The organism is Gordonia sp. AC31 (assembly GCF_031844505.1).
In the GTDB taxonomy this organism is placed as follows: domain Bacteria; phylum Actinomycetota; class Actinomycetes; order Mycobacteriales; family Mycobacteriaceae; genus Gordonia; species Gordonia hongkongensis.
Map to the genome: position 1 here is coordinate 19228 of NZ_JAUZVK010000019.1, position 23404 is coordinate 42631.

Sequence of the window (23404 nt, forward strand, 5' to 3'; positions counted from 1 at the left end):
CATCCTGAATTGGGTGGGCCGACACGTGCGCCGTGTGGTCCGGTCAATTCTGCGGGGGACGATCGCGATCATGCGCGTCGCGATCGTCGCCGAGAGCTTCCTGCCCCAGATGAACGGGGTGGTCAATTCCGTCCTCCGGGTTGTCGACCATCTCGAGTCCACCGGCCACACCGTGGTCGTCATCGCACCCGACACCCCGCGCGGCGTGCCGGGCGGGCCGCGGATGGTCGGCCGCCGGACCCCGGTGCACCTGCTGCCCGCGGTGCAGGTGCCGCGGGTGACCTCGCTCCCGGTGGGAGTGCCGTCGCCGCTGCTGTACCGCACCCTGCGCGACTTCGAACCGGATGTCGTCCACCTGGCGTCACCGTTCGTGGTGGGTGCCGCGGGCGCCGTCGCCGCCCGGGCGCTCGGCGTGCCCGTGGTCGCCGTGTTCCAGACCGACGTCGCCGGGTTTGCGGCAGCCTATCGGCTGGGTGCGGTGGAGAAGCTGGCCTGGCGCTACACACGCCGGCTGCACGAGATGTGCGACCTCACCCTCGCGCCGTCGACCGCGACGCTGGAGGTCCTCGCCGCCCACGGCATACCGCGACTCGCGCGCTGGGGTCGCGGCGTCGACGTCGGACTCTTCTCGCCGGACAAGCGCGACCCGTCGCTGCGCGCGGACTGGCTGGGTGCCGCCCGCGACGCCCTGGTGGTCGGGTTCGTGGGCCGGCTCGCGCCGGAGAAGCACGTCGAGCGACTGGCCGGACTGTCGGGCAACCCGCGCGTGCAGCTCGTGATCGTCGGGGACGGCCCCGAGCGGGACCGGCTCCAGCGCGCCATGCCGGATGCGGTGTTCACCGGTGAACTGCGCGGGGAGGCGCTGGCCCGCGCGTACGCGAGCTTCGACGTGTTCGTGCACGCGGGCGAACACGAGACGTTTTGTCAGGCCATCCAGGAGGCGATGGCCAGTGGCCTGCCCGTGATCGGTCCCGACGCCGGCGGCCCGCGCGACCTGGTGTCGGCGTTCCGGACCGGATATCTGCTGGAGGTCGGACGCTTCGCCGCGGAGCTGCCCGCGATCGTCGAATCCCTGCACGACGAGTCGGTCCGGGCGGCGTTCGGCCGAGCCGCGGTACAGGCCGTGCGTGCGCGCACCTGGCCGTCGGTGTGCGCGGAGCTCGTCGGTCACTACGCGCGCGTGACGGGCCGCGGAGTCGTCACCGAGGTGGGGCGGCCCGCCTGAGGTGGCGGCCGACCGCCCGGCGAGGCGACGCACCTCACGGCGGTCCTGGCCTGAACGACCGGTAGCGTGATCGGCATGTCATCGACGGGCGCGACACCACCGGAACGAGCGGGTCTGGGCCGGACGAGTGTGGGCCGGGCGAGCCTGGAGAAGGACCCGGCCGAGGTCGCGGCCATGTTCGACGGCGTCGCACGCCGCTACGACCTCACCAACACGGTCCTGTCGTTCGGCCGGGATCGCGGCTGGCGCAAGAAGACCCGTAGGGCACTCGACCTGCGCCCGGGCGATGTCGTCCTCGACCTCGCGGCCGGCACCGCGGTGTCGACCGTCGAACTCGCCTCCTCGGGGGCGCACTGCATCGCCGCGGACTTCTCGCTCGGCATGCTCAAGGCCGGTGCGCATCGGGACGTGCCGAAGGTCGCCGCCGACGCTCTGTCGCTCCCGTTCGCCGACGATTCGTTCGACGCCGCCACCATCTCCTTCGGCCTGCGCAACGTCAACGACGTCCCGACGGCGCTCGCCGAGCTCCGCCGGGTACTCAAGCCCGGCGGACGACTGGTGATCTGCGAGTTCTCCACGCCGACGCTGAAGCCGTTCCGCACGGTGTACATGGAGTACCTGATGAAGGCGCTGCCCGCGGTCGCGACGAAGGTCTCGAGCAGCCCGGCCGCGTATGTCTATCTCGCCGAGTCGATCCGGGCGTGGCCGGACCAGTTCGCGCTGGGCGACCTCATCCGCGACGCCGGGTTCACCGGGGTGCGGTGGGAGAACATGACCGGTGGGATCGCCGCGATCCACTCGGCGCGGGCCTAGTGGTTCGCGGCCCGCGGGGTCTCGTCGTGCGACACCGGGCACCCGGGCGCGAAGGTGCCGAGGTCGTCGATGCGGAAACCGCCGGGGTAGCTGCGAACCTGCTTCGTCTGGCGACCGAAGAGCGGTTCGGTGCGGGGTGACGCGAAGAGGCGGATCGCGAGACCGCGAGCCTTGAGCCCGCCGCGCACCAGGACCCGTTCGACCGCGGTCGGTTTCGGATATCCGAACGCGCCGAGGAGCCGATCGTCCATGAGCGCGAACGACATCCGACGCACCACCGCCCGCGGCAGCAGCTTGTACGGCATGAACGTGCCGAGCAGGTCGAGGGTGGCGTCGGCGACGGCCAGGGAGTCGGGACTGAAGGCGAAGTGGGCGGTCTCGTACTCGTCGTAGAACGTCTTGAAGTCGTCGTAGGTCTCGGGGATGTCCTTGATGCCCATCAACTGGCCGAGCCGGCGGTAGTAGTTGGTGAGGCCGAGGATCTCGTGGTTGGTCAGTGAGCGCCACTCATAGGAGTTGACCCACTCGACCGGGCAGACGACGAAAGTGGCCAGCACGTAGAGGAAGTCGCTGTTGGGGATGTCGTACATGCCGTGCATCTGGTTGATGCGCCGGATGCCGGCCCGTCCGGCCGGGCTGTCGACCCCGTGCTCGATCGGGGCGTCGAGCAGCAGGACCGTGTCGTCGTAGCGCTTCTGCGTCGACTCGGTGAACTGGCTGGTCTTGTACAGGAGGTCGCCGATCGACGGCACCGCGTAGGTGCGGAACAGGGCGAAGCTCAACGCCTGTGTGATGCCCCACGGGAATTCCTGCGTGCCCAGGGCGCGGGCAATCGCGGTCGGGTCACCGACGGCATCCATGCGGTCGATCTCGCCGCGCAGGTGGTAGCGCTGTGCCAGGCGGTTCTGGACGGCGTGCTTGGCTCGGGTGGCGAGAGTGGATGCGGCGGACATCTTCCATCTCCTGGGTCGACGGGTGGCCTGATTCTGTCACAGCTGTGGCCGCGGCCACACGTGTTGGAACACTACAGCCCGATCGTCTCAAAGCGCCACCGGGTTGGCGGCCCGGCGGCCCCTCTCACGAGAAGGGCGGGCGCGGGTCGACCTGCCGGGAGATCCGCCCGGCGGTGCGCCAGGCCCGGGCCACGAGGTCGGCATCCTCGGCGGTGATCAGGTTGCCCATGACCCGCACCACCATGGACATCAGTTGCGGCGACCGGATGCCGGGCCGGCCCAGGGTGGGGACGGTCTTGGGCATGGTGAGCAGGCCGGCGAGACGGCGGGCGGCAGAGAACGCGAGCCCGTAGTGCTCCACCAGCACATCGCGCCACCGGTCGGTGTAGTCGTCCGTGCCGAGGAGTTCGACGGCGAGCCGGGCGGTCTCCAGGGCGTAGTCGATGCCCTCGCCGTTGAGCGGATTGACGCACGCGGCGGCGTCGCCGATCAGCATCCAGTTGCGCCCCGCGACACCGGACACCGCACCACCCATGGGCAGCAGGGCGGACGTGATCCGGACGGGTGGGCCGTCGAGAGCCCACTCGTCGCGCACCATCGCGGCGTAGTGCTCGAGGATCGGTCGAAGTGCCATGTGCGCCGGGCGTTTCGACGTCGCGAGCGCGCCCACGCCGACGTTGACCTGTCCGCCCCCGGCCGACCCGAGGGGGAAGACCCAGCCGTACCCGGGCAGCAGTGCGTCGTCGGGTCCCCGGAGTTCGAGGTGCGACCCCATCCAGTGCGAGTCGGCGCGTGCCGACGGTGCGTACGCCCGGGCGGCGACTCCGTAGGCGGTGTCCCGATGCCATTGCCGCCCCAGCGATTTGCCGATTCCCGAACGGACGCCGTCGGCGACGACGAGGTCGGTGACCCGCATCGTGTGTGTGCCCGCCGGCGTCGCGAAGGTCACCGCGCCCACCCGGTCACCGTCCATCTCGACGCCGATGGCCTTGGCGCCCTCGATCATTCGCGCTCCCACCGACACCGCATGCGTACGGATGGCGTCGTCGAACTCGGTGCGTGCCACCGCGCTGCCGTAGGCGGGGAACCGGCCGGAGGGCCACCGGACCTGCTGGCGTGCGCCCCAGCCGTTGAGCAGGAGTCCGTCGATGCGCGGACGATCGTCGAGGAGTGCGCCGAGCCCCAGCGCGTCGAGTTCGGCGACGGCCCGCGGCGTGAGGCCGTCGCCACACGTCTTGTCGCGCGGGAACACCGCGGCGTCGGCGAGGACCACGTCCCGGCCGGCGGCGACGGCATGGGCGGCCGCCGCCGATCCACCCGGTCCGGCACCGACGACGAGGACATCGGCGGAATCGGGGAAAGGAGGCGTCGTGTCCGTGCTCACCCGACCAGTATGTCCGGACCCCCGACGGGCTAGGCTCGCAGCAGGTGGGGTCTACGCGGCAGTCGCGTGTCCGCCGTCGAGTAGTTGCCGGATCAGACGAGATGGGGCCGCGTTTCCGTGAAGTCCACATTCGCCGGGGTTGACCTGGTGTCGGATGAGTTCGCCGATACGGTGCGCTCATCGCTGCAGCGGGTCGAGGATCTGTTGCTCGCCGAACTCTCGTCGGGTGACGAGGTCATGACCGAGGCGGCGACCCACCTCGCGAAGGCCGGTGGCAAACGGTTCCGGCCCATGTTCGCGATCCTGGCGGCCCGGTTCGGTCCGCGCCCGGATTCCGACGATGTCATCACCTCGGCGACGGTGGTGGAGATGATCCACCTCGCCACGCTCTATCACGACGACGTGATGGACGAGGCCGCGATGCGCCGCGGTGCGGCGAGTGCCAACGCGCGCTGGACGAACAGCGTGGCCATCCTGTCCGGTGACTTCCTGTTCGCGCGCGCCTCGCGACTCGTCTCGACGCTGGGCCCCGAGGCGGTGCGCATCATCGCCGAGACGTTCGCCGAACTCGTCACCGGCCAGATGCGGGAGACGGTCGGGGTCAAACCCGGCGCCGACCCCATCGAGCACTACCTGCAGGTCGTCTGGGAGAAGACCGGCTCGCTGATCGCCGCCGCCGCCCGCTTCGGCGCGATGGCCTCCGGGGCCGAGCCCGACGACATCGAGCGGCTCTCCCGCATCGGCGACATCGTGGGAGTCGCCTTCCAGGTGTCCGACGACATCATCGACATCAGCTCGGTGTCGGTGGAGTCGGGCAAGACCCCGGGTACCGACCTTCGCGAAGGCGTCCACACGCTGCCGGTCCTGTACGCGCTCACGGGCGACGACGCGACGTCGGCCCGGTTGCGCGAACTCCTGGTGGCCGCCGACGGCGCCGCCCGGCCGCTCACCGACGACGCCGAGGTCGCCGAGGCGATCGAACTGCTCGGTTCGTCGGCGGGTATGACCGCCGCCCGGGCGAAGTTGCAGGAGTTCGCCGACGAGGCGCACGCGATGCTGGCCGAACTCCCCGAGTCGCCGGCCCACCGTGCCCTGGCGTCGCTCGTGGACTACACGATCGAACGCGTGGGCTGAGGGGTCGACCGGCAGGATCTCTGCTCAGCCGGCTCAGCGACCGTCGCGGGCCATCTCCTGCAGGCGGCGGATGCGTTCCGCGGTCGGCGGGTGGGTGGCGAACATCTTGGCCATTCGGTCGGTCGTGCGGAACGGGCTCTCGATCATCATGTGCGACTGGGCCGCGATGTCGGGCTGCGGCGGCAGCGGCGCGGCCTGCACCCCGCCGGAGATCTTCGCCAGCGCTGATGCGAGTGCGAGCGGATCCCCGGTGAGTTCGGCCCCGGACTGGTCGGCCTGGAACTCGCGTGAGCGGGAGACGGCCAGCTTCACCAGGGTGGCCGCGATCGGTCCCAGCAGCGCGATGAGCAGCATCGCCAGCGGGTTCGGCGCGTTGTCCCGCCCGCCGAACGCGCCCATGAACATCGCGAAGTTGGCCAGGCCGCTGATCACCGCCGCCATCGCGCCGGCGATCGAGCTGATGAGGATGTCGCGGTTGTACACGTGGGACAGCTCGTGGCCCAGCACGGCGCGCAGCTCGCGCTCGTCGAGCAGGTGCAGGATGCCGGTGGTGCAACACACCGCGGCGTTCTTCGGGTTGCGGCCGGTCGCAAACGCGTTGGGCGACTCGGTGGGGGAGATGTAGAGGGCGGGCATCGGCTGGTGTGCCGTGGTCGCCAGCTCACGCACGATCCGGTACATGACCGGTGCCTGCAGTTCGGTGACCGGTTGCGCGTGCATCGCCTTCAGCGACATCTTGGCGCTGTTGAAGTAGACGTAGGCGTTCATGCCGACGGCGACGATCACCGATCCCCACAGGATCAGCGGGCTCTGGAACAGTGCGCCGATGCCGACGATGATCGCCGACATCAGACCCAGCAGAGCCGCCGTCTTCAATCCGTTGAAATGCATCGGGTCCTCGTCTGTCCGGCGCCGCGGGTCTCGGGCTCCGCGGGCGGCCCGGGCGAACCCGGTGCCGGCCGCGGAGTGCAGGCGCCTCATCCGGTCAAACGACGCAGCGCCCGTCTGGGTTTCCGACGGTCGGGGTTCGGTGCCGCCGACCCACCGACCGGGCGGGTCAGCGGTAGTTGACGAACTGCAGGGCGATACCGAAGTCCTCGCCCTTGAGCAGTGAGATGACGGCCTGCAGGTCGTCGCGCTTCTTGCTCGACACGCGCAGCTCGTCGCCCTGGATCTGCGCCTTGACGCCCTTCGGCCCCTCGTCGCGGATCTTCTTGGAGATCTTCTTGGCGTGCTCGGAGTCGATGCCCTGCACCAGCGAGCCGGTGATCTTGAAGGTCTTGCCCGAGCCGACGACCTCGCCGGCGTCGAAGGCCTTCAGCGAGATGTCGCGTCGGATCAGCTTCTCCTTGAACACCTCGAGGCCCGCCTGTGCGCGCTCCTCGGCGTCCGAGGTGATCACGATGTTCTCCTCGCCGGACCACTCGATGCCGGTGTTGGTGCCGCGGAAGTCGTACCGCTGCGACAACTCCTTGGCAGCCTGGTTCAGGGCGTTGTCGACCTCTTGCCGGTCGACCTTGCTCACCACGTCGAACGATGAATCAGCCATGTCCGACAGGGTATGTCATGGCGATCAGCGCAAGTGGGCGGCCGCGGGGGTCTACCGGGACGTCCGACGCTGTGCCTGCTCGGCGAGGGCACGACGTGACTCGTCGTGGAGCACCTCGAGCAGTTCTCGCTCGAGGGCGACGAACTCGGGAGCGGTGAGCCCCGCCGGATCGCGCGGGCGCGGGAGGTCGACACGCACCTCGTGGACCACGGTGGCCGGGCGGGCGGACAGCACGATCACGCGGTCCGAGAGGTGGACGGCCTCGCGGACGTCGTGGGTGATCATCAGCACCGTCCACCGATAGCGCTGCCACACCGACTGCAACCACGTCTGCATCTCGGTCCGGGTGAGTGAGTCGAGGGCGCCGAACGGCTCATCGAGCAGCACCAGGTCGCGATTCGAGACGACGGTGCGCAGGAGTGCGGCGCGCTGTCGCATCCCGCCGGACAGCTGGAACGGGCGGGCGTCTTCGAATCCGGCGAGTCCGAAGGCGGGGAAGAGGTCCGCGGCCCGGCGTCGGGCCTCCTTCGTCGGCACGCCCTGCACCTGGAGGCCGAGGATGGTGTTGTCCAGCACGGTGCGCCACGGGAACAGCAGGTCCTTCTGTGGCATGTACGCGCAGTGTCCGGCGACGGCGGGTTCGGAGCCGACGGACGCGCTGCCGGAATCGGGGACGTCGAGTCCGGCCAGCAGGCCGAAGACGGTGCTCTTGCCGCATCCGCTGGGCCCGATGACGGAGACGAACTCGCCGGGCTCGGCGGTGAACGACACCCCGTCGAGGACCTCCCGGCGAGGTTGTCCGCGTCCGGGTCGGGGAAAGGACTTGGTGAGCCGGTCGACGACCAGTCGGTGGTCCGGGACCAGCCGGTGGTCAGTCATGGTGGTTCCGGTCCTCGGCGCGGGCCCAGGGCGCGACGACCCGCTCGACGGCGAAGGTGAGCAGGTACAGCGTGACGCTCAGGAGCGCGGTCACCAGCACCGCCGCGAGCACCAGGTCCGTGCGGAACGAGTTCTTCTGCAGGCTCATGTAGATGCCGAGGCCCTGGGTGGCGCCGACGTACTCGGCGAACACGGCGCCCACCACCGCATAGGTGATGCCGATCCGCAACGCGGTGAAGAACCTCGGTAGCGCGGACGGGAGCCGCACGTACCGGAAGACCTGGCCGCGGGTCGCCCCCATGCTGCGCATCAGCGCGCCGGCCTCGCGGTCGGTGGCGGCGAATCCCTCGATCAGGCCGATCGCCACCGGAAAGAACGTGACCAGGGCGATGACCAGCACCTTCGGGAGCAGGCCGAAGCCGAACCAGATGATCATCAGCGGTGCGATCGCGATGATCGGCAGGGTCTGGGAGGCGACGAACAACGGCACGAACGCCCGTCGCAGCGCCGGCGAGAAATCGACGACGATGGCCAGCAGCCAGGCCAGGACCAATGAAACCGTGAACCCGATCAGGGTCACCTGCAGCGTCGCCGCGGCGTGCACCCCGATCTCCGCGCGGTGCGACCAACCCTGCGCGACGACGCGCGACGGCGACGGCAGCACCTGCGGCCGGATTCCGCTGACGTCGACGTAGACCTGCCAGACCGCCACCAGGACGACCACCGCGACGAGCGCGGGCGCGATGCGACGCAGGCCGGTGCTACCGAGGGGTGTCGAGGTAGTCATTGGTGAAGTACGTCGACCAGTCCGGCTCGGTCGTGAGCGGCGCCCCGTCCGGGCCGGTCAGCAGACCACTGCGGTACAGGAACCCGGAGTTCCCGGCCCACTGTTCGAGCGTCTGTCGCCCGACCCGGCCGTCGGCGTCCTTCATGTACTGACCGGCCAGCATGCGCTGGCTCTGGAACACCAACTGCTCGTCGTTGAACGCACCGGGGTTGGCGGCGAGGAGGTCGCGGGCCGCCGCGTCCGGGTCGTCGGCCGCCGCCTGGTAACCGCGCTGCAGCGCCGTCACGAAGGCCGCCGCGCGGTCCGGGTTGTCCGCCAGCCAGTCCTCGTTGGCGTCGACGACGATCGCGTATGCCTCCGGGAATCCGAAGTCGGTGTAGTGGAAGTACCTCATCGGGGTTCCGCGATGTTCGGCCTCGATGCCCTCCCACGCGAGATAGGAGACGGTGAAGTCGGCCTGACCGGAGTAGACCGCCTCGTAAGCCGAGGTCCCGAGGGTCACCGAGGTGAACTCGCCGGTGCCGCCGTCGTTTCGGATCACCTGCTCGAGGGTCTTCTCCTCGCCCGGGTCGCCGAAACCGGCGTATGTCTTCCCGTCGAGGTCCTTCGGGCTCGTGATGTCGCGGCGGTCGGCGCGGACACCGATGCCGGTGGCCCACTTCTGCAGCGGCGCGAACACGGAGATGGTCTGCGCGCCCGATGCCCGCGAGAAGGTCGACGAGTTGTGGGTGCTGATACCGAACTCGGCGTTGCCCGCGTCCACGATGGTGTCCACGGCGGTGTTGTTGTACGGCAGGATCTCGACGTCGAGTCCGGCCTCCTCGAACCAGCCGCGCTGCTGCGCCACGAACAATCCCGTGTGGTTGGTGTTCGGGGACCAGTCGAGCGCGAATCGGATGGTGCCGTCCGAATCGGCGCCCGAACCGCATGCGGTGATCGCCGACGACGCGACGACCGCGGCGGCGAGCACGGTGAGGAGGCGGCGCGCGCGGGCGCTCATGCGGCGGGCCACGGCTGCGGGTTCAGCGCGGTGTCCCAGAACAGAAGCTCGAACCGGGTGGCGACGGTGAACGCCGTGGCCATCGCGGCCCGCTCCCGCTCGCCGGCGTGCGCCGCGGCCTCGTCCACGAGTTCCCTTGCCCGCGAGGCGGATTCCTGGAACTCCGGGGCGTCGTAGGTGGTCACCCACTGCGCGTAGGGGTGGTTCGGGTCGGCGGCGAGTACCTGGGCCGCACTCGCGGCCAGGGCCCGGCCGACTTCCGCGTAGATCCAGAAGCAGGGCAGGGCCGCGGCGGCGCCGACCGCATACGACTCGGTCGCGGCGACGGCGGTCAGATAGGACACGTACCCCAGGCACGCCGGCGACGGCTCGGGTTCGCCCTCACGCGGAGGCAGCTGGCCGCCGTTGAGCAGGTCGCCGTGCAGCGCCGACTCGACGGTGGCCGCGGTGGCCGACGAGTTCGCCCAGAACCCCGCGGTCTGCGGGTCGGGGGACTTCGACGCCAGGATGGCGAGGGCCTTCGCGTACCCGGCCAGGTACAGCGAGTCCTGCTCCATGTAGGTGCGGAACACCTCCAGTGGCAGCGTCCCGTCGCCGAGCCGCCGCAGGAACTCGAGGTCGTCGATCGCCGTCCGCAACCCCTTCGTCTCCTCCCAGAGGTGGTCGGAGAATCGGCCGGAGACCGGCATGCGCGCATGCACAGACATGACATCCCTTCGTCAGCATTACCTGGACAGGTTCTCGGGTCTCATCTCAGCCCCGCGTCGCGGAGCACCCCGTGTCAGAACGCAGCCACAGTAGCAGGAGTGGGGGTCGCAGTGGGACGCCTGTGCCACGACCGTGTCCCGGCCTGTTGACCAGCCGGTTTGCGCGTTGATGCGGTGTTCGTTGTATTCTTCACGGCGTTGTTCGTACGGCCGTCACGGTGGCCGGAAGAGCGGCACGGCAGGTTGCCCGAGCGGCCAAAGGGAGCGGATTGTAAATCCGTCGCGCAAGCTACATAGGTTCGAATCCTATACCTGCCACAGCGTGGTCCATTCTCGCGAAACTGCTCTACAGACGGTCTCCGACCAGCGATTTGTCTAGCGCAGACGCGAGTGTGTAACCTCGTTAAGGCTCTCGGGCACAACCGCCCGGGGCACGCCCCCTTAGCTCAGTCGGCAGAGCGTTTCCATGGTAAGGAAAAGGTCGACGGTTCGATTCCGTCAGGGGGCTCGCTGGACGAGAAGTCCGCGGGGCGGTGTAGCTCAGCTGGTTAGAGCGCACGACTCATAATCGTGAGGTCGAGGGATCGAGTCCCTCCACCGCTACACATCGGGTCCGACCGGAACCGAGCGCAAGGGTCGCAAGCCCTGAGGGAACTTCCGAACCCGACCACGTACCACCCGAAAGAAGGCAATCAAGTGGCCTCCTCAACAGATGTTCGCCCCAAGATCACCTTGGCCTGCGAGGTGTGCAAGCACCGTAACTACATCACGAAGAAGAACCGCCGCAACGATCCCGATCGCCTCGAGATCAAGAAGTTCTGCCCGAACTGCGGCAAGCACCAGGGGCACAAGGAATCGCGCTGACGCCGTCGTCGGCCGTTTCGAAGTACCACCAGCAGCGGGCTGCCTCTCGATGAGGCAGCCCGTCTTGCTGTGTCGGCCGAAGGAGTAGAGCTCAATGTCACAGGTAAGCGGAGCCGAGATCCAGGATCCTCCGGACGAGGCGTCGAACGGTGGCGCGAAGCCGACCCCCGACGAGATCGCCGCCCACACCCAGAGCCTTGTCGGCTTCCATTACACGGTCGACGACTATTACGAGATCGGCCGCGAGGAGATCCGTAAGCACGCGATGGCGGTGCAGGATGCGCACCCGACCCACTGGAGCGAGGAGGGCGCCCGGGCCTTCGGTCACGACCGCCTGATCGCCGCGCCGACCTACGTGTCGGTGCTCGGGATCATCGCCCAGCGCAAGCTCTTCGAAGACGTCGTCACCGGCTACGACATGTGGCAGATCATGCAGACCGACCAGCGGCTGGTCTACCACCAGCCGATGAAGGTCGGGGACCGCCTGATCTGCGACGTCTCGCTCGAGTCGTTCCGGCACGTGAGCAGTCCCGAGATGATCGACCTGATGGTCACCAAGAACGTCATCTGGAACCAGCACGACGAGCCGGTCATGACCACGTGGACCTCCCTGGCCGCGCGTCCCGGTATGGACGTCGACCCCGAACTCGAGGCGTCCCTCGACCACGTGATGATCAAGGTCGACGCCATCGGCGAGTCCGGGCACACCGTCGAGCCGAAGGCGGGTCGCTACGACCTCCCCGACCCGACGCAGTCGCCGGGCGCCTTCGGTGCCGTCGACTTCGACACGCTCACGGTGGGTCAGGAACTCACGCCCAAGCGCTACCTGCTGACGCGCGGCAATCTCGCGAACTATGCGGGCGTGGCCGGCGACCCCAACCCGATCCACTTCTCCGACCACGTCGTGAAAGCGGCCGGCATGGACGACGTCGTCGCGCACGGCATGCAGACGATGGGGCTCGGCGCAAGCTTCGTCTCCGAGTTCATCGGCGACCCGGCGGCCTTCTGCGAGTACAACGTGCGCTTCACCAGCCCGGTGTACGTCCCGGCCGACGACAGCGCGGCCGTCGACTTCACCGGCAAGGTGAAGTCGCTCGATCCCGCAACTCGTCGCGGGACCATCGCGATCACCGCCAAGCAGGGTGACCGCCGGATCTTCGGACGCGCGCAGGCCGTCATCCAGTTCAACTGATCGACCGGCCGCGAGCCGTTCCGGCGGCTCACGGACGGGTGGCGTGTACGGTCGTCGGGGGAGCGGAGGCGAGCCCGTTTTGGGTCCACCGCCCCGGTGATCTACACTGAAGTGTCTGATTGATTCAGACTTGCGCGCTACCCATAGGGTGGCGCGTTGGTTTTGTCGGCGACGAAACGTCGACGGGCCGCGAGGTCGGATCGAGAAGGACGGCAACGCCGACCACTCCGGTGGCGGGCGTCGCAAAGGGGCGTAGCTCAATTGGCAGAGCAGCGGTCTCCAAAACCGCAGGTTGCAGGTTCAAGTCCTGTCGCCCCTGCCCTGGTGAAGGGCACACGCTGACGAGAGGACCGCGAAGTTGAGCAAGCGAGACCGGGCCGCCCGCGCCAAAGACGCCGCAGAGGGTTCTGCGGCCGATTCGGCCGCGGCTGAGCTCGACGGTCGCGACGAGGCCACCGACGCGGGTACGGACGACGACACGTCGACCGGAACCGCGAAGGAGCTGCGTCCGTCCGGTAAGCGCTCGGCTCGCGGACGTCGCTCGGCGGCGGGTGCAACCGACGGTGACGCCGACTCCGACACGGGGTCCGTCGCCGTCAAGGAACGCAAGACCAAGAAGAAGGCGTCTGCCGAGGAGAGCCGGAATCCGTTCGTACGGATCTGGGTCTTCCTGACGCAGGTCGTCGCCGAGCTGAAGAAGGTCATCTGGCCGACGCGGCGCGAGATGATCACCTACACGATCGTCGTGCTCGTGTTCGTCATCGTGATGACCGCGTTCATTGCCGGCCTCGACCTCGCCTTCGCCAAGGGCGTGCTCTGGTTGTTCGGCTGACCCACGCGGTGGGCTCGGCCGGCGACGAGAAACACGACCGCCAGATGAACCATAAGGAGCGTGGGCTGCAGTGAGCACCCCGGAGAACGAACTCGCCTCGACCGACTCCGTCGACGCGGCTGCTGCCGACGTCGATGCTGTCGACGCGGCCGTGACCGACGCGGTGGACACCGAGGGTGACGCGGTCGCCGACGACGTGGTCGTCGAGGGTGACGAGGCCCCCGCCGAGGACACCGTCTCCGAGGATGCCGACGAGGTCCCGGTTGACGAGGCCGCCGCTGACGAGGCCCCTGTCGAAGAGGCCCTGGTTGAAGAGGCGGAGGTCGATCCGGTCGAGGAACTGCGCAAGCAGCTCCGGCGCGCGCCCGGCGACTGGTACGTGATCCACAGCTATGCCGGTTACGAGAACAAGGTCAAGGCCAACCTCGAGACCCGCGTGCAGAATCTCGACGTCGGCGACTACATCTTCCAGGTCGAGGTGCCGACCGAAGAGGTCACCGAGATCAAGAACGGCCAGCCCAAGAAGGTCAACCGCAAGGTGCTGCCGGGCTACATCCTCGTCCGCATGGAGCTCAACGACGAGTCGTGGGGCGCCGTGCGCAACACGCCGGGTGTCACCGGCTTCGTCGGGATGACCAGCAAGCCGTCGCCGCTCTCGCTCAACGAGGTGCTGCAGTTCCTGATGCCGCGGACCGAGGCCAAGAAGCCCGCCGCGTCGCGCGGTGCCGCTGCCGAGGGCGTGGAGGCCGCAGCTGCCGCCGCGTCGAACGTCATCGAGGTCGACTTCGAGGTCGGCGAGTCGGTCACCGTCATGGACGGCCCGTTCGCCACGCTGCCCGCGTCGATCAGCGAGGTCAACGCCGAGCAGCGCAAGGTCAAGGTCCTCGTGTCGATCTTCGGTCGCGAGACGCCGGTCGAGCTCGGGTTCAACCAGGTCGAGAAGATCTAGGGCCGGACCACCAACCCAGAACTTTCACGTCTCCAGCGGGCGTGAATTCGCAAGGAAACAAGCAAGGAACAGAAGATGCCTCCCAAGAAGAAGAAGCTCGCCGGGATCATCAAGCTCCAGATCTCGGCAGGCCAGGCCAACCCGGCCCCGCCCGTGGGTCCGGCGCTTGGTCAGCACGGCGTGAACATCATGGAGTTCTGCAAGGCGTACAACGCGGCGACCGAGTCGCAGCGCGGCAACGTCATCCCGGTCGAGATCTTCGTGTACGAAGATCGCTCCTTCGACTTCAAGTTGAAGACCCCGCCGGCTGCGAAGCTCCTGCTGAAGGCCGCCGGCCTGCAGAAGGGCTCCGGCGAGCCCCACACCAACAAGGTCGGCAAGGTGAGCATGGACCAGGTCCGTGAGATTGCCAAGACCAAGGCCGAAGACCTGAACGCCAATGACATCGACCAGGCCGCGAAGATCATCGCCGGTACTGCTCGGTCCATGGGCATCACCGTCGAGTGAGCTTGCGATCTCGCGCTCTCGACACCGTCGAAGGCTGACAGACCTCATCATCACCGTGGGAGGGCCGGCTCGGCCCGCACCACACACCCCGCCGACTGACGGCGGAGAAGGAACAGAGCAATGAGCAAGAAGAGCAAGGCCTACGCGGCCGCGGCCGAGAAGGTCGACAAGACCAAGCTGTACAGCCCGCTGGAGGCTGTGGAGCTGGCCAAGGACACGTCGTCGAAGAACACCGACGCGACCGTCGAGGTCGCGATCCGGCTGGGCGTCGACCCCCGTAAGGCAGACCAGATGGTTCGAGGCACCGTCAATCTGCCGCACGGCACCGGTAAGACTGCCCGCGTGATCGTGTTCGCCGCCGGCGACAAGGCCGCCGAGGCCGCCGCCGCCGGTGCCGACGAGGTCGGCGCCGAGGATCTGATCGAGCGCATCCAGGGCGGTTGGCTGGACTTCGACGCCGCGATCGCCACCCCGGATCAGATGGCCAAGGTCGGCCGTATCGCGCGTGTCCTCGGACCCCGCGGCCTGATGCCGAACCCGAAGACGGGCACCGTGACCACCGATGTCACCAAGGCCGTCAACGACATCAAGGGCGGCAAGATCAACTTCCGCGTCGACAAGGCTGCGAACCTGCACTTCGTCATCGGCAAGGCCTCGTTCGACCCGGCCAAGCTGGCCGAGAACTACGGCGCTGCCTACGACGAGATCATGCGCGCCAAGCCGTCGGCCGCCAAGGGCCGCTACATCAAGAAGGTCACCGTCTCCACGACGACGGGCCCGGGCATCCCGGTCGACCCGGCGGTCACCCGCAACTTCGCGGAGGCACCGCAGGCCTGATCTGATCAGGCGCGCTGACACCCACGAGGGGCCCGGCATTCCGATGCCGGGCCCCTCGTGTTGTGTGCAATCACGCGTGGTCGGTGAGTATGCGTGCGAGTGCGGCTTCGACCGGGGTCAGCGGTGGGGTGGTGAGGTGCTCCGGCGGTGTTCGCGGATGGACGAGTTCTCGGTAGGCGAGTTCGAGGCGCCGGCCGCGGTCGCCGTAGCCGACGGCGTCGGGGCGTGACTGATCGCCGGGCCCCCTGCTCCCTGAGCAGCGCCCGGAGCTTGCGGAGGGCGCGTTAGCCCTGCTCCCTGAGGAGCGCCCGGAGCTTGCGGAGGGCGCGTCACGAAGGGTTGGGCGCGACTCATCGCCGGGCCTGGTGGCAGGTCCGTGGATCTCGTTGCGCACGGTGTTCAGGTGTTGGGCGAACCGCCGGGGTATGTCGGGTCGGCGGTTGAGGCGTTCGGGGTTGGGCGGGGCGCCGGGTTCGACGTTCAACCGCCACAGGCAGCGGCCTTCGTCGGGTCCGGACCGTTCGATGCGGGTCGTGTATTGGCCGGGTTGGTCGCCGACCATCCGGTTATGACGGGGGCAGGCAGGGGCGAGATCATCGATGTCGGTGAGACCGCCCTTGGCCCAGTCTCGTTCGGCGTGATGAAGCTCGATGTGGGTGGCGGGCTGATCGCAGCCGGGTGCCGAACACACTTCCCCGTCGGGGCGGGCGAAGGAGACGAGGCGTTGTTCGCGGGTGGCCAAGCGTTTACCCCGCCCGAAGTGCAGCGGCACAGCGGTGGCGTCTCTGAAGATCGCCAACCACGGCTGGACGTCACCGGCCATCGCGATCAAGTCCCGGATGGGAAGCAGGGTGCCGGTGGCGGTGGTGGCGAGTCCGGCTTCGCGGACGAGGTCGGAGAGGTCGGTTTTGATGATCAGTTGCACGGGCAGGCCGCGATGCGAGGTGCCGAGTGTGCCGTCGGCGAAGCCTGCGGCGAGTGCGGCGTCGAGGGCGTCGTGATTCGTTTGGGCGAGAGTGCGACCGTCGCGGTCGGCTGCGGCGGTCAGGGCGTCGGGGTCGGCGGTGCCGGCCGGCCCGCGTGGCGACTGCGGGTCGTCGGAGTTGTTCAGTCCAGGTTTGCCCCAGACCGCGAACATCATCGACAACCGGGCGTGGAGTTCGGGAGTCAGCGTGCCCGAGATCTTTGCGGTCCCGTCAGCGCGTTGCCGACCGATCCACAGGCCGCGGCGCCTCTTGCGTTCCGAATCGTCGGCCAGTGTGCCGTCGGGGTCGAGGTGGGCAAGCAGCCGCGCACCGAGCTGGGTGATCTCGGCGGGGGTGTGGGCTTCGGCGATCTCGGCCATCTGTCGCTCGGCGGCGACCTTGATGTCGTGGTCGATGGTGCCCGGGATGCGGTCGAGGACGTCGAGGACGGCCTGCACGTGCGCGGCGCCGACCGCGCCTTGTGCGAAAGCCTCAGCGAGGCACGGATGTTCAGGTGGGAGGACCTCGCCGCCGAGGCTGGTGCGGGTGGCGGTGGCGTCCATCTGCTTACGGCGCCGCATCGGGTTCGAGACTCGTAGCCGGTGTGTCATGTACTGCATGAGTGTTCGGCAGCCGGCTTTTCGGGGCAGGTCGCGAGCCTCGACCTGATCGATCTGCCGGTCACCGGCGACGGTCAGACGCGCGATGGCGCGCTCGGTCTCCGCGGCCACTTCAGCGAGTTCGGCATCGGTACACGGCGACAGGTCCACGGTCTGCAACTCACCGAGGATGCGGTGCAGGTCGGCCACCAACTCAACGGCACGCGGTCGCCGCGACGCTTGTTCGTCAGACATGGTCACCCCCCGAGAACCGTTGCCGCGAATGTATGTTCGAGTGTACACCGGTGCGAGCGGATTGCAAGCCAAAACTGATGTTGTGCAACGCTATTCGGAGCCGGTAACTTGTCGGTGCCTCGTGGTAGGGGTCCACCGACTTCTCCGTGGGGCGGCGGCATGACGATCGCCGCGGCCCCACGTGTTCAACGGGGCGTCCCGCGACTCACTCCAGCCAGTTGTTGCCCCCGAGGTCCAATTGCGCGACATCCAGGGACGGGGTGATACCGGATTCCGGTGCGAGGCCGTGGTTCTCGAGAACGCCGCGGATGATCTCGGCGGCGTCGATGTTGAGTGGGCTCGACACCCACATCGCGTACGGCAGGTTCACGAAGCGGTTCTCGCGCACGGCCTTCAGGTTCCGGCTCGCCGGATTAGAACGCAGGGCGGCGATCTTCTCGTCGACCGACTGGCCGGGATAGTCGACGAACACGATGACGTCGGGGTCCGCGGTGGTGAGGCGTTCCCAGCTCACGGCGGTCCAGGTGTCCTCGATGTCGTCGGTCGCGTTGCGCGCGCCCGCGGCGTCGATGATGCCCTGCGGGCCGCCGAAGGATCCGGAGGAGAAGATGGTGTCCGAGACGCTGTCGAAGACGAAGACCGTCGGTTTCGCGGCGGGTTGTGGTGCGGCGCGCAGCTTCTCGAGGCGGTCGGCCACCTCGTCGGCCGCGGCGGCGCCCTGCTCGGGATTGCCGGTGAGGGTGCCGATGTTGCGCAGATCGGTGTCGAGCGCGACCCACGGGTCCATGGTGCCGCGCTGCGCCTCGCCCTCGGTCTGCCGGCACGCCTCGGACAACTGGTACACGTCGATGCCGTGTCCGGCGAGGATCTCGGGTGTGATCCCGCGCGATTCGCTCATGCCGTAGTTGTATCCGGCATACAGCACTTGGGGTTTCGCCGCGACGATGTTCTCGAGGGTGGGACGTTCGGTCGCGACCTCGTTCAGGGTGTCGACCTGGGGTCCGTACTCGAGCCGCAGGATGTCCTTGTCCCGGGCGAGCGCGCTGACCGCCACCATGTTGTCACGGGCACCGGCGGCGAGTGCGATCGCAATCATGCCGCCGTCGTTGACGAACAACCGGTCGAGGGGTTGCGGGAAGGCGACGTCGGCTCCGCAATTCGATATGGTGACAGTGCTTTCCGACGCCACAGTGCTGTCGGCACCGCAGGCGGTGGCAGTTCCCAGGATCAGTGTCGCCGCCACGATGGCGACGGTCGGGTGGACTCGGGACGTACGTATGGTCAAAGGATGTCCTCTCACGGGATGTCTTTCGTCAGAGCGCTGGGGGCGGGTGTGGTGGTGGGAGTGTTCAGGAGCAGATGGGGCAGGCCCGTCGATGGATGGTCGACGACGGTGCCGGACACCTCGAAGACGTCGGCCAGCAGAGCCGGCGTCAGCACCTCGACGGGTGGTCCGTGCACGATGACACCACCGTCGGAAACCACTGCGACGGAGTCGAAGTGACGCAACACCAGGTCGAGGTCGTGCATCGCCGCGACCACGGTGGCGTCGAGCTCGTCGAGGATCTCCATCAGTCGTAGTCGCCAGGCGGCGTCCAGGTGATTGGTGGGTTCGTCGAGCACCAGGATCGGGGTCTGCTGAGCGAGCGCGCGGGCGAGGACGACGCGGTGCCGTTCGCCGCCGGACAGCTGGGTGCACGAGCGGGTGCCCCAGCCGTCGAGCCCGACCTGGATCAACGCGCGATCGACCACCGTCTTGTCGTCGGAACTCCCGGTGGACCAGGCCGACCGGTACGGGGTCCGGCCGAGGCCGACCGCCTCGCCGACCGTCAGCTCCGCGGAGGGCTGTTCCTCCTGGCCGACCACCGCCATCGACATGGCGCGGCGTCGCGAGGGGATGCGGTGGAGGTCGTTTCCGTTCACCTCGACGGTGCCGGCGACCGGGCGTTCGAGACCGCACAGCGTGCGCAGCAGGGTGGTCTTGCCGGAACCGTTGGGCCCGACGATGGCCAGTCGGGTGCCGGCGGGGACCGCGAGATCGACATCCCGCAGTACGACGCGGCCACCTCGACGGCACGCAAGCGCGTTCGCGCGCAACGACATCGACGATGCGCGGGCGGGGTCGGTCACGAGCCTCCCCCGAACACGTACTGGCGTCGTCCCATGAGGAACAGGAAGATCGGTGCCCCGATCAGTCCGGTCACGATGCCCAGCGGCATCTCGCGCGGTGCGGCCGCCACCCGCGAGATCACGTCGACCCACACCAGGAAGAGCGCACCGCCGCAGACCGCCACCGGCAACATCGCGCGGTGGGTGGCGCCGACCAGGAGCCGCGCCGCGTGCGGGACGATCAGACCGACGAAGCCGATGCCGCCCGCCACCGCGACGAGCACGCCGACCAGGAGACCCTGGACACCGAACAGCGCGTTGAGCATCGCGCGTACCGGCACGCCCAGCGACGTCGCGGTGTCGGTGCCGGCCGCGTAGGCATCGAGCCAGGAGTGGATGGCGAGCATGGCCACGACGGTGACCAGCACGACCGCCCCGGCGATCTGCACTTTCGCCCAGGTGGCGCCCGCGACGCTGCCGAGCATCCAGAACATCACGTTGTCGGCGGCGTGCGGGTCGGCGGCGGTGAACACCAGCAGCGACGACAACGCCATGAACGCCGAGGACAACACCACCCCGGACAGGATGAGTCGCAGCGCGGTCAGCCCGCCCTGGGCGCGGGCCACCAGGTACACCGTGACGGTGGCGGCCAGCGCGCCGAGTAGCGCCCCGCCGGACAGCGCCCAGACTCCCAGTCCCGCGAGCACGCCGAGGGTCATTACCGCGGTGGCCCCGACCGCCGCGCCGGCGGACACACCCAGCAGATACGGCTCGGCCAGCGGGTTGCGGACCAGGGCCTGCATGAGTGCGCCGGCCAGCGCCAGCCCGGCTCCGACCAGCGCGGCCAGCACGGACCGGGGCAACCGGAGATCCCAGATGATGACGGCGTGCGCGGAGTCGAGCTCGGCCCCGGTCATCCGGCCGACGACGGTGTGCCACACGTCGCCGACGGGGATGGTCTCCGCGCCGAAAGCGGTGGCCAGGGCGATGCTGAGGAGGGTGAGGACGAACAGTACTGCGGCTAGCGGCGTCGACGGGAGTCGCCGGACCGGCGGGGCGGTCGCGCTCTCGGTCGTGCCGTCGGTACGACGGGACACGGGTGGTACTGCCTATCGGTCTGGGTATCTGTGCGCGAGATACACGATGGACTCGAGCGAGAACGGCCGGTAATCGGACTCGGGATCGTGGCGCCGGCGCCTTCCCGGGTCGCCCCGGTGTCCGCGCCGAATCCGTCTCCCATACCGTTGCGCGCCAGTCCCGGATTCACACCGGGTTCCCTGACACCCACGTGTGCGGGTGTGACCGTTCTCGGGGCTCACGCTATCAACATCGACCGCCGACCGAACGCGCGGTCGGCGGCGCAGCCCGGACAGCCGACACGCGAGCACCTACGCTGGGTGCCGACGATCGATGAACCCGACGCGGAAACGGTGAAGCGATGGACGTACGAGACACGAAGCTGGCCATCATCGGGGCGGGTGCGGTGGGCACCGCGATCGCCTACTCGTCCCTCATCCGAGGTGTCGCACGGACCATCGCCCTCCTCGACATCAACGCTGCCAAGGTGACCGCCGAGGTGCTCGACATGTCGCATGGCCTCGAGTTCGTGCCCCGCGCGGACATCATCGGATCCGACGACGTGTCGGTGTGTGCGGACGCCGACGTCGTCGTGTTCACCGCCGGCGCGAAGCAGAAGCCCGGGCAGTCGCGCCTCGAATTGGCCGAGGCGACAATCGGTCTGACACGCGCCATCCTCCCCGGGGTCTTGGCGGTGGCCCCGAACGCGATCTATGTGATGGTCACCAATCCCGTCGACATCGTCACCTACGCCGCCCAGGAGATCAGCGGGCTGTCACCGCACCAGGTCTTCGGCTCGGGCACGGTGCTGGACTCGTCCCGGCTGCGGTTCCTGATCGCGCAGCACTGCGGGGTCGCGGTGCAGAGCGTGCACTCCTACATCGTCGGCGAACACGGCGACAGCGAGATCCCGCTGTGGAGTTCGGCGTCGATCGGGGGCGTGCCGCTCACCTCCTGGACGCCGCTGCCCGGCCGTCCGGCGATGGACGCCGTTGCGCGCGAACGTATTCACCACGAGGTCGTGCACGCCGCGTACACCATCATCGAGGGCAAGGGGGCGACGAACTACGCGATCGGTCTGGCCTCGACGCGAATCGTCGAAGCGATCCTGAACAACGAACACCGGGTGCTGCCGGTGTCGACGAGGGCGGACGGCATCGAGGGGCTCGACGGCGTGTGCCTCTCGTTGCCGACCGTCGTCGACCGCGGTGGTGCCCAGACCCGGCTCGATGTCCCGCTATCGGACTCCGAGCGGGCGGGTCTGCTGGCATCGGCGGAAACGCTGCGCGGGATGCAGGCGCGGTTCGGGTTCTGACGTCACACGAGGACGGTCCCGCGCAAGAACTCGAGCTGATCGGCGACCACCCGCTCGAAGTCGTCACCGACGTAGATGTCGAAATGTCCTGCCGGATAACGAATCACTCGCGCTGCCGGGGCGCGGCGGGCGTACCGGGCAGTCGGTCCGGCCGGCGCCACGGTGTCCTCGTCGCAGATGCACACGAGCGTGGGACAGGTGAGCTTTCGCAATGCCCGACCAGGCGTGTGCAGCGGGATGGCGAGACCGGCCCGCGCGGCGACCTCGTTGATGAACTCCAGGTCGTCGGGCACCAGCGGCAGGTATCCCGACACCGCGTCGGGTGCCGTCATCAGGGCGGCCGAGCCGGACGCACCGGCGAGGCCGACGGTGACCGGCGGACGGCCCAGTGCCGAACCCGCCAGATCCGCGAGCGCGCGCACGGTCACCTTTGCCCCGGACGCCACTCCCAGGGCAGCGGTGGAGGCTATTCCACTGGTGAAGGGGCACTGGGAGATCACCGCGGCCACCCGGCCGTCGCGTTCGCCCGCGACGAGGACGTGTCCGCCGCCGAAGGACGTGCCCCACAGTACTATTCGTGAGGTGTCGACACCGCTGAGTGTTCGGGCGAAGGCGATTGCCGCGGCCCAGTCGTCGAGTTGGCGGCGAATGGACAGCAGCTGTCGCGGTTCGCCGTCGCTGTCGCCGAAGTGGCGGTAGTCGAACACCAGGCACGAGTATCCCGCGGCGGTGAAACGCTCGGCGAACGCGTCCAGGCGCATCCGCCGGACCGCACCGAGCCCGTGTGCCATCACGATGACCGGTGCCGGAGTGGTTCCCTCGGGCAGGTACCACCAGGCCCGGCATGTCGTCCCGGACGAATCGAACTCGACGTCGTTCCTGATCATCGTTTCCCCCGCTGTCGGTGGTTGCCTGGCCGGACTGTACCAATACGCGTTGTCGAATGGCAGGCTCGTGGCAGGCTGTGGAAAGCGAGATGGAACCCGACGTCGACGCTGCTAGCGTCTGCCGTCGTGAAGAGATTGATAGCGGGGGCGTTGATCGCCGGAACAGCAGTATTCGGATTGGCCGTGGGCGCGGGTGATTCCGACGCCAAGATCAAGCCGGGCAACTACAAACATCAGCAGCTCATCTACGGGGTCATCCCGACCCCGGAGTCGAACGTCCGGGTCATCGGCAACGGGTTGTACACCGACTACTACGGACTCGGACCGTGGAATCTGTCGCGTCAGCAGATCCAGCACACGAAGAGTGGTGGCGTCGTCGCGTTGACCGCGGACCCGCCCGTGCAGTGGTACCAACGGGTCGAGTATCGGCGTACCAAGAACGGTTACACCGGTACGACGTACATCCTCGGCGGCATCCCGACCGGCAACGTCCTGCTCAAGGAGCAACCCCGCCGCTGACCCCGCGCCTTCCGATCCCAGGTCCGGCCGATGGCGTGTCCGTCGGCCGGACCAATCTTCGCGTCG

The 23404-nt window shown here is 68.4% G+C and carries 24 protein-coding genes, 4 tRNA genes and 2 riboswitches; of the genes, 15 read left to right on the plus strand and 13 right to left on the minus strand.

What is annotated here, in order from left to right; all coding sequences use genetic code 11:
* Positions 1–70: 70 nt before the first annotated feature.
* Both Q9R39_RS19450 and Q9R39_RS19455 read left to right on the plus strand, forming a co-directional pair.
* On the plus strand, positions 71–1225 hold the full coding sequence (locus tag Q9R39_RS19450) for a glycosyltransferase family 1 protein (RefSeq protein WP_068970035.1): 1155 nt from the start codon (positions 71–73) through the stop codon (positions 1223–1225).
* A gap of 75 nt (positions 1226–1300) precedes the next feature.
* The gene (locus Q9R39_RS19455) at positions 1301–2038 is read left to right on the plus strand and encodes a demethylmenaquinone methyltransferase (protein ID WP_068970034.1); all 738 of its coding nucleotides are present in this window, start codon (positions 1301–1303) and stop codon (positions 2036–2038) included.
* Here Q9R39_RS19455 and Q9R39_RS19460 read toward each other — a convergent pair.
* Together Q9R39_RS19460 and Q9R39_RS19465 are read right to left on the minus strand one after the other, a co-directional pair.
* Positions 2035–2991, minus strand: coding sequence for an oxygenase MpaB family protein (locus Q9R39_RS19460; protein ID WP_078113037.1), 957 nt, complete (start codon positions 2989–2991; stop codon positions 2035–2037). The genes Q9R39_RS19455 and Q9R39_RS19460 overlap by 4 nt on opposite strands.
* A gap of 124 nt (positions 2992–3115) precedes the next feature.
* The gene (locus tag Q9R39_RS19465; protein ID WP_078113038.1) at positions 3116–4375 is read right to left on the minus strand and encodes a geranylgeranyl reductase family protein; all 1260 of its coding nucleotides are present in this window, start codon (positions 4373–4375) and stop codon (positions 3116–3118) included.
* Between the two features lie 117 nt (positions 4376–4492).
* On the opposite strand from Q9R39_RS19465, the gene Q9R39_RS19470 reads away from it, so the two are divergent.
* Positions 4493–5509 (plus strand): polyprenyl synthetase family protein, encoded by a 1017-nt coding sequence (locus tag Q9R39_RS19470; protein ID WP_068970024.1) that lies wholly within the window; start codon positions 4493–4495, stop codon positions 5507–5509.
* 33 nt (positions 5510–5542) lie between these two features.
* Here Q9R39_RS19470 and htpX read toward each other — a convergent pair whose 3' ends face one another.
* The 6 genes from htpX to Q9R39_RS19500 all read right to left on the minus strand — a co-directional run bounded on the left by htpX (position 5543) and on the right by Q9R39_RS19500 (position 10431).
* A complete protein-coding gene (htpX, locus tag Q9R39_RS19475) occupies positions 5543–6400 on the minus strand; it encodes a zinc metalloprotease HtpX (RefSeq protein WP_078113074.1) in 858 nt (285 codons plus the stop codon).
* A gap of 166 nt (positions 6401–6566) precedes the next feature.
* Positions 6567–7058 carry a YajQ family cyclic di-GMP-binding protein gene (locus Q9R39_RS19480; RefSeq protein ID WP_058253332.1) on the minus strand — a complete coding sequence of 164 codons (492 nt, stop codon included), beginning with the start codon at positions 7056–7058 and terminating at the stop codon, positions 6567–6569.
* Positions 7059–7109: 51 nt separating this feature from the next.
* Positions 7110–7937 (minus strand): ABC transporter ATP-binding protein, encoded by an 828-nt coding sequence (locus Q9R39_RS19485; protein ID WP_078113039.1) that lies wholly within the window; start codon positions 7935–7937, stop codon positions 7110–7112.
* A complete protein-coding gene (locus tag Q9R39_RS19490) occupies positions 7930–8724 on the minus strand; it encodes an ABC transporter permease (RefSeq protein WP_165630505.1) in 795 nt (264 codons plus the stop codon). Before Q9R39_RS19490 ends, Q9R39_RS19485 begins: the two co-directional genes overlap by 8 nt.
* Positions 8699–9724, minus strand: a complete 1026-nt coding sequence (locus Q9R39_RS19495; protein WP_211538499.1) for an ABC transporter substrate-binding protein — start codon at positions 9722–9724, stop codon at positions 8699–8701. Before Q9R39_RS19495 ends, Q9R39_RS19490 begins: the two co-directional genes overlap by 26 nt.
* Positions 9721–10431: a TenA family protein gene (locus Q9R39_RS19500; RefSeq protein WP_137809756.1), complete on the minus strand. Its 711-nt coding sequence runs from the start codon at positions 10429–10431 to the stop codon at positions 9721–9723. Before Q9R39_RS19500 ends, Q9R39_RS19495 begins: the two co-directional genes overlap by 4 nt.
* Positions 10419–10513: riboswitch (TPP riboswitch) on the minus strand. (Overlaps the previous gene by 13 nt.)
* Positions 10514–10668: 155 nt before the next feature.
* Between Q9R39_RS19500 and Q9R39_RS19505 the strand changes: the two genes are divergently transcribed.
* The 10 genes from Q9R39_RS19505 to rplA all read left to right on the plus strand — a co-directional run bounded on the left by Q9R39_RS19505 (position 10669) and on the right by rplA (position 15612).
* Positions 10669–10749, plus strand: a tRNA-Tyr gene (locus tag Q9R39_RS19505).
* 117 nt (positions 10750–10866) lie between these two features.
* Positions 10867–10939: transfer RNA gene (locus Q9R39_RS19510), tRNA-Thr, on the plus strand.
* Between the two features lie 21 nt (positions 10940–10960).
* Positions 10961–11034: transfer RNA gene (locus Q9R39_RS19515), tRNA-Met, on the plus strand.
* Between the two features lie 93 nt (positions 11035–11127).
* Positions 11128–11295 (plus strand): 50S ribosomal protein L33, encoded by a 168-nt coding sequence (gene rpmG / locus Q9R39_RS19520; protein ID WP_045823858.1) that lies wholly within the window; start codon positions 11128–11130, stop codon positions 11293–11295.
* Between the two features lie 94 nt (positions 11296–11389).
* Positions 11390–12487 (plus strand): fused (3R)-hydroxyacyl-ACP dehydratase subunits HadA/HadB, encoded by a 1098-nt coding sequence (locus Q9R39_RS19525; protein WP_311278002.1) that lies wholly within the window; start codon positions 11390–11392, stop codon positions 12485–12487.
* Between the two features lie 246 nt (positions 12488–12733).
* Positions 12734–12806, plus strand: a tRNA-Trp gene (locus Q9R39_RS19530).
* 39 nt (positions 12807–12845) lie between these two features.
* The gene (gene secE / locus Q9R39_RS19535) at positions 12846–13319 is read left to right on the plus strand and encodes a preprotein translocase subunit SecE (RefSeq protein WP_311278003.1); all 474 of its coding nucleotides are present in this window, start codon (positions 12846–12848) and stop codon (positions 13317–13319) included.
* 70 nt (positions 13320–13389) lie between these two features.
* Complete coding sequence (gene nusG, locus Q9R39_RS19540; RefSeq protein WP_311278004.1) at positions 13390–14268, plus strand: transcription termination/antitermination protein NusG; 879 nt, start codon at positions 13390–13392, stop codon at positions 14266–14268.
* A gap of 75 nt (positions 14269–14343) precedes the next feature.
* The gene (gene rplK, locus Q9R39_RS19545; protein WP_065629250.1) at positions 14344–14775 is read left to right on the plus strand and encodes a 50S ribosomal protein L11; all 432 of its coding nucleotides are present in this window, start codon (positions 14344–14346) and stop codon (positions 14773–14775) included.
* A gap of 120 nt (positions 14776–14895) precedes the next feature.
* A complete protein-coding gene (rplA, locus tag Q9R39_RS19550; RefSeq protein ID WP_058253325.1) occupies positions 14896–15612 on the plus strand; it encodes a 50S ribosomal protein L1 in 717 nt (238 codons plus the stop codon).
* A 70-nt stretch (positions 15613–15682) separates the two neighbouring features.
* Here the strand turns inward: rplA and Q9R39_RS19555 are convergent, their stop codons facing one another.
* The 4 genes from Q9R39_RS19555 to Q9R39_RS19570 all read right to left on the minus strand — a co-directional run bounded on the left by Q9R39_RS19555 (position 15683) and on the right by Q9R39_RS19570 (position 20637).
* The gene (locus tag Q9R39_RS19555) at positions 15683–17431 is read right to left on the minus strand and encodes an HNH endonuclease signature motif containing protein (RefSeq protein WP_265967964.1); all 1749 of its coding nucleotides are present in this window, start codon (positions 17429–17431) and stop codon (positions 15683–15685) included.
* Between the two features lie 205 nt (positions 17432–17636).
* Positions 17637–18677 carry an ABC transporter substrate-binding protein gene (locus tag Q9R39_RS19560; RefSeq protein WP_396275701.1) on the minus strand — a complete coding sequence of 347 codons (1041 nt, stop codon included), beginning with the start codon at positions 18675–18677 and terminating at the stop codon, positions 17637–17639.
* Positions 18678–18727: 50 nt separating this feature from the next.
* Positions 18728–19534: an ABC transporter ATP-binding protein gene (locus Q9R39_RS19565; protein ID WP_211538565.1), complete on the minus strand. Its 807-nt coding sequence runs from the start codon at positions 19532–19534 to the stop codon at positions 18728–18730.
* A gap of 23 nt (positions 19535–19557) precedes the next feature.
* Positions 19558–20637, minus strand: coding sequence for an iron ABC transporter permease (locus Q9R39_RS19570; RefSeq protein WP_211538502.1), 1080 nt, complete (start codon positions 20635–20637; stop codon positions 19558–19560).
* Positions 20638–20683: 46 nt separating this feature from the next.
* Positions 20684–20862, minus strand: a riboswitch (cobalamin riboswitch).
* Positions 20863–20978: 116 nt separating this feature from the next.
* Between Q9R39_RS19570 and Q9R39_RS19575 the strand changes: the two genes are divergently transcribed.
* On the plus strand, positions 20979–21932 hold the full coding sequence (locus Q9R39_RS19575) for an L-lactate dehydrogenase (protein ID WP_078113046.1): 954 nt from the start codon (positions 20979–20981) through the stop codon (positions 21930–21932).
* A gap of 2 nt (positions 21933–21934) precedes the next feature.
* On the opposite strand, the gene Q9R39_RS19580 is transcribed toward Q9R39_RS19575, so the two are convergent.
* Positions 21935–22819, minus strand: coding sequence for an alpha/beta fold hydrolase (locus Q9R39_RS19580; RefSeq protein WP_265967969.1), 885 nt, complete (start codon positions 22817–22819; stop codon positions 21935–21937).
* 126 nt (positions 22820–22945) lie between these two features.
* On the opposite strand from Q9R39_RS19580, the gene Q9R39_RS19585 reads away from it, so the two are divergent.
* Positions 22946–23338: a hypothetical protein gene (locus tag Q9R39_RS19585; RefSeq protein ID WP_068971791.1), complete on the plus strand. Its 393-nt coding sequence runs from the start codon at positions 22946–22948 to the stop codon at positions 23336–23338.
* The last annotated feature ends 66 nt before the right edge of the window (positions 23339–23404 follow it).

Excerpts from the sequence above, each read along its gene's own strand:
- Q9R39_RS19450 (WP_068970035.1), top strand. The coding sequence starts at position 71 with ATGCGCGTCGCGATCGTCGCCGAGAGCTTCCTGCCCCAGATGAACGGG.
- Q9R39_RS19455 (WP_068970034.1), top strand. The coding sequence starts at position 1,301 with ATGTCATCGACGGGCGCGACACCACCGGAACGAGCGGGTCTGGGCCGG.
- Q9R39_RS19460 (WP_078113037.1), bottom strand. The coding sequence starts at position 2,991 with ATGTCCGCCGCATCCACTCTCGCCACCCGAGCCAAGCACGCCGTCCAG.
- htpX (WP_078113074.1), bottom strand. The coding sequence starts at position 6,400 with ATGCATTTCAACGGATTGAAGACGGCGGCTCTGCTGGGTCTGATGTCG.
- Q9R39_RS19480 (WP_058253332.1), bottom strand. The coding sequence starts at position 7,058 with ATGGCTGATTCATCGTTCGACGTGGTGAGCAAGGTCGACCGGCAAGAG.
- Q9R39_RS19485 (WP_078113039.1), bottom strand. The coding sequence starts at position 7,937 with ATGACTGACCACCGGCTGGTCCCGGACCACCGACTGGTCGTCGACCGG.
- Q9R39_RS19490 (WP_165630505.1), bottom strand. The coding sequence starts at position 8,724 with ATGACTACCTCGACACCCCTCGGTAGCACCGGCCTGCGTCGCATCGCG.
- Q9R39_RS19495 (WP_211538499.1), bottom strand. The coding sequence starts at position 9,724 with ATGAGCGCCCGCGCGCGCCGCCTCCTCACCGTGCTCGCCGCCGCGGTC.
- Q9R39_RS19500 (WP_137809756.1), bottom strand. The coding sequence starts at position 10,431 with ATGTCTGTGCATGCGCGCATGCCGGTCTCCGGCCGATTCTCCGACCAC.
- Q9R39_RS19525 (WP_311278002.1), top strand. The coding sequence starts at position 11,390 with ATGTCACAGGTAAGCGGAGCCGAGATCCAGGATCCTCCGGACGAGGCG.
- rplK (WP_065629250.1), top strand. The coding sequence starts at position 14,344 with ATGCCTCCCAAGAAGAAGAAGCTCGCCGGGATCATCAAGCTCCAGATC.
- rplA (WP_058253325.1), top strand. The coding sequence starts at position 14,896 with ATGAGCAAGAAGAGCAAGGCCTACGCGGCCGCGGCCGAGAAGGTCGAC.
- Q9R39_RS19555 (WP_265967964.1), bottom strand. The coding sequence starts at position 17,431 with ATGTCTGACGAACAAGCGTCGCGGCGACCGCGTGCCGTTGAGTTGGTG.
- Q9R39_RS19565 (WP_211538565.1), bottom strand. The coding sequence starts at position 19,534 with ATGTCGTTGCGCGCGAACGCGCTTGCGTGCCGTCGAGGTGGCCGCGTC.
- Q9R39_RS19575 (WP_078113046.1), top strand. The coding sequence starts at position 20,979 with ATGGACGTACGAGACACGAAGCTGGCCATCATCGGGGCGGGTGCGGTG.
- Q9R39_RS19580 (WP_265967969.1), bottom strand. The coding sequence starts at position 22,819 with ATGATCAGGAACGACGTCGAGTTCGATTCGTCCGGGACGACATGCCGG.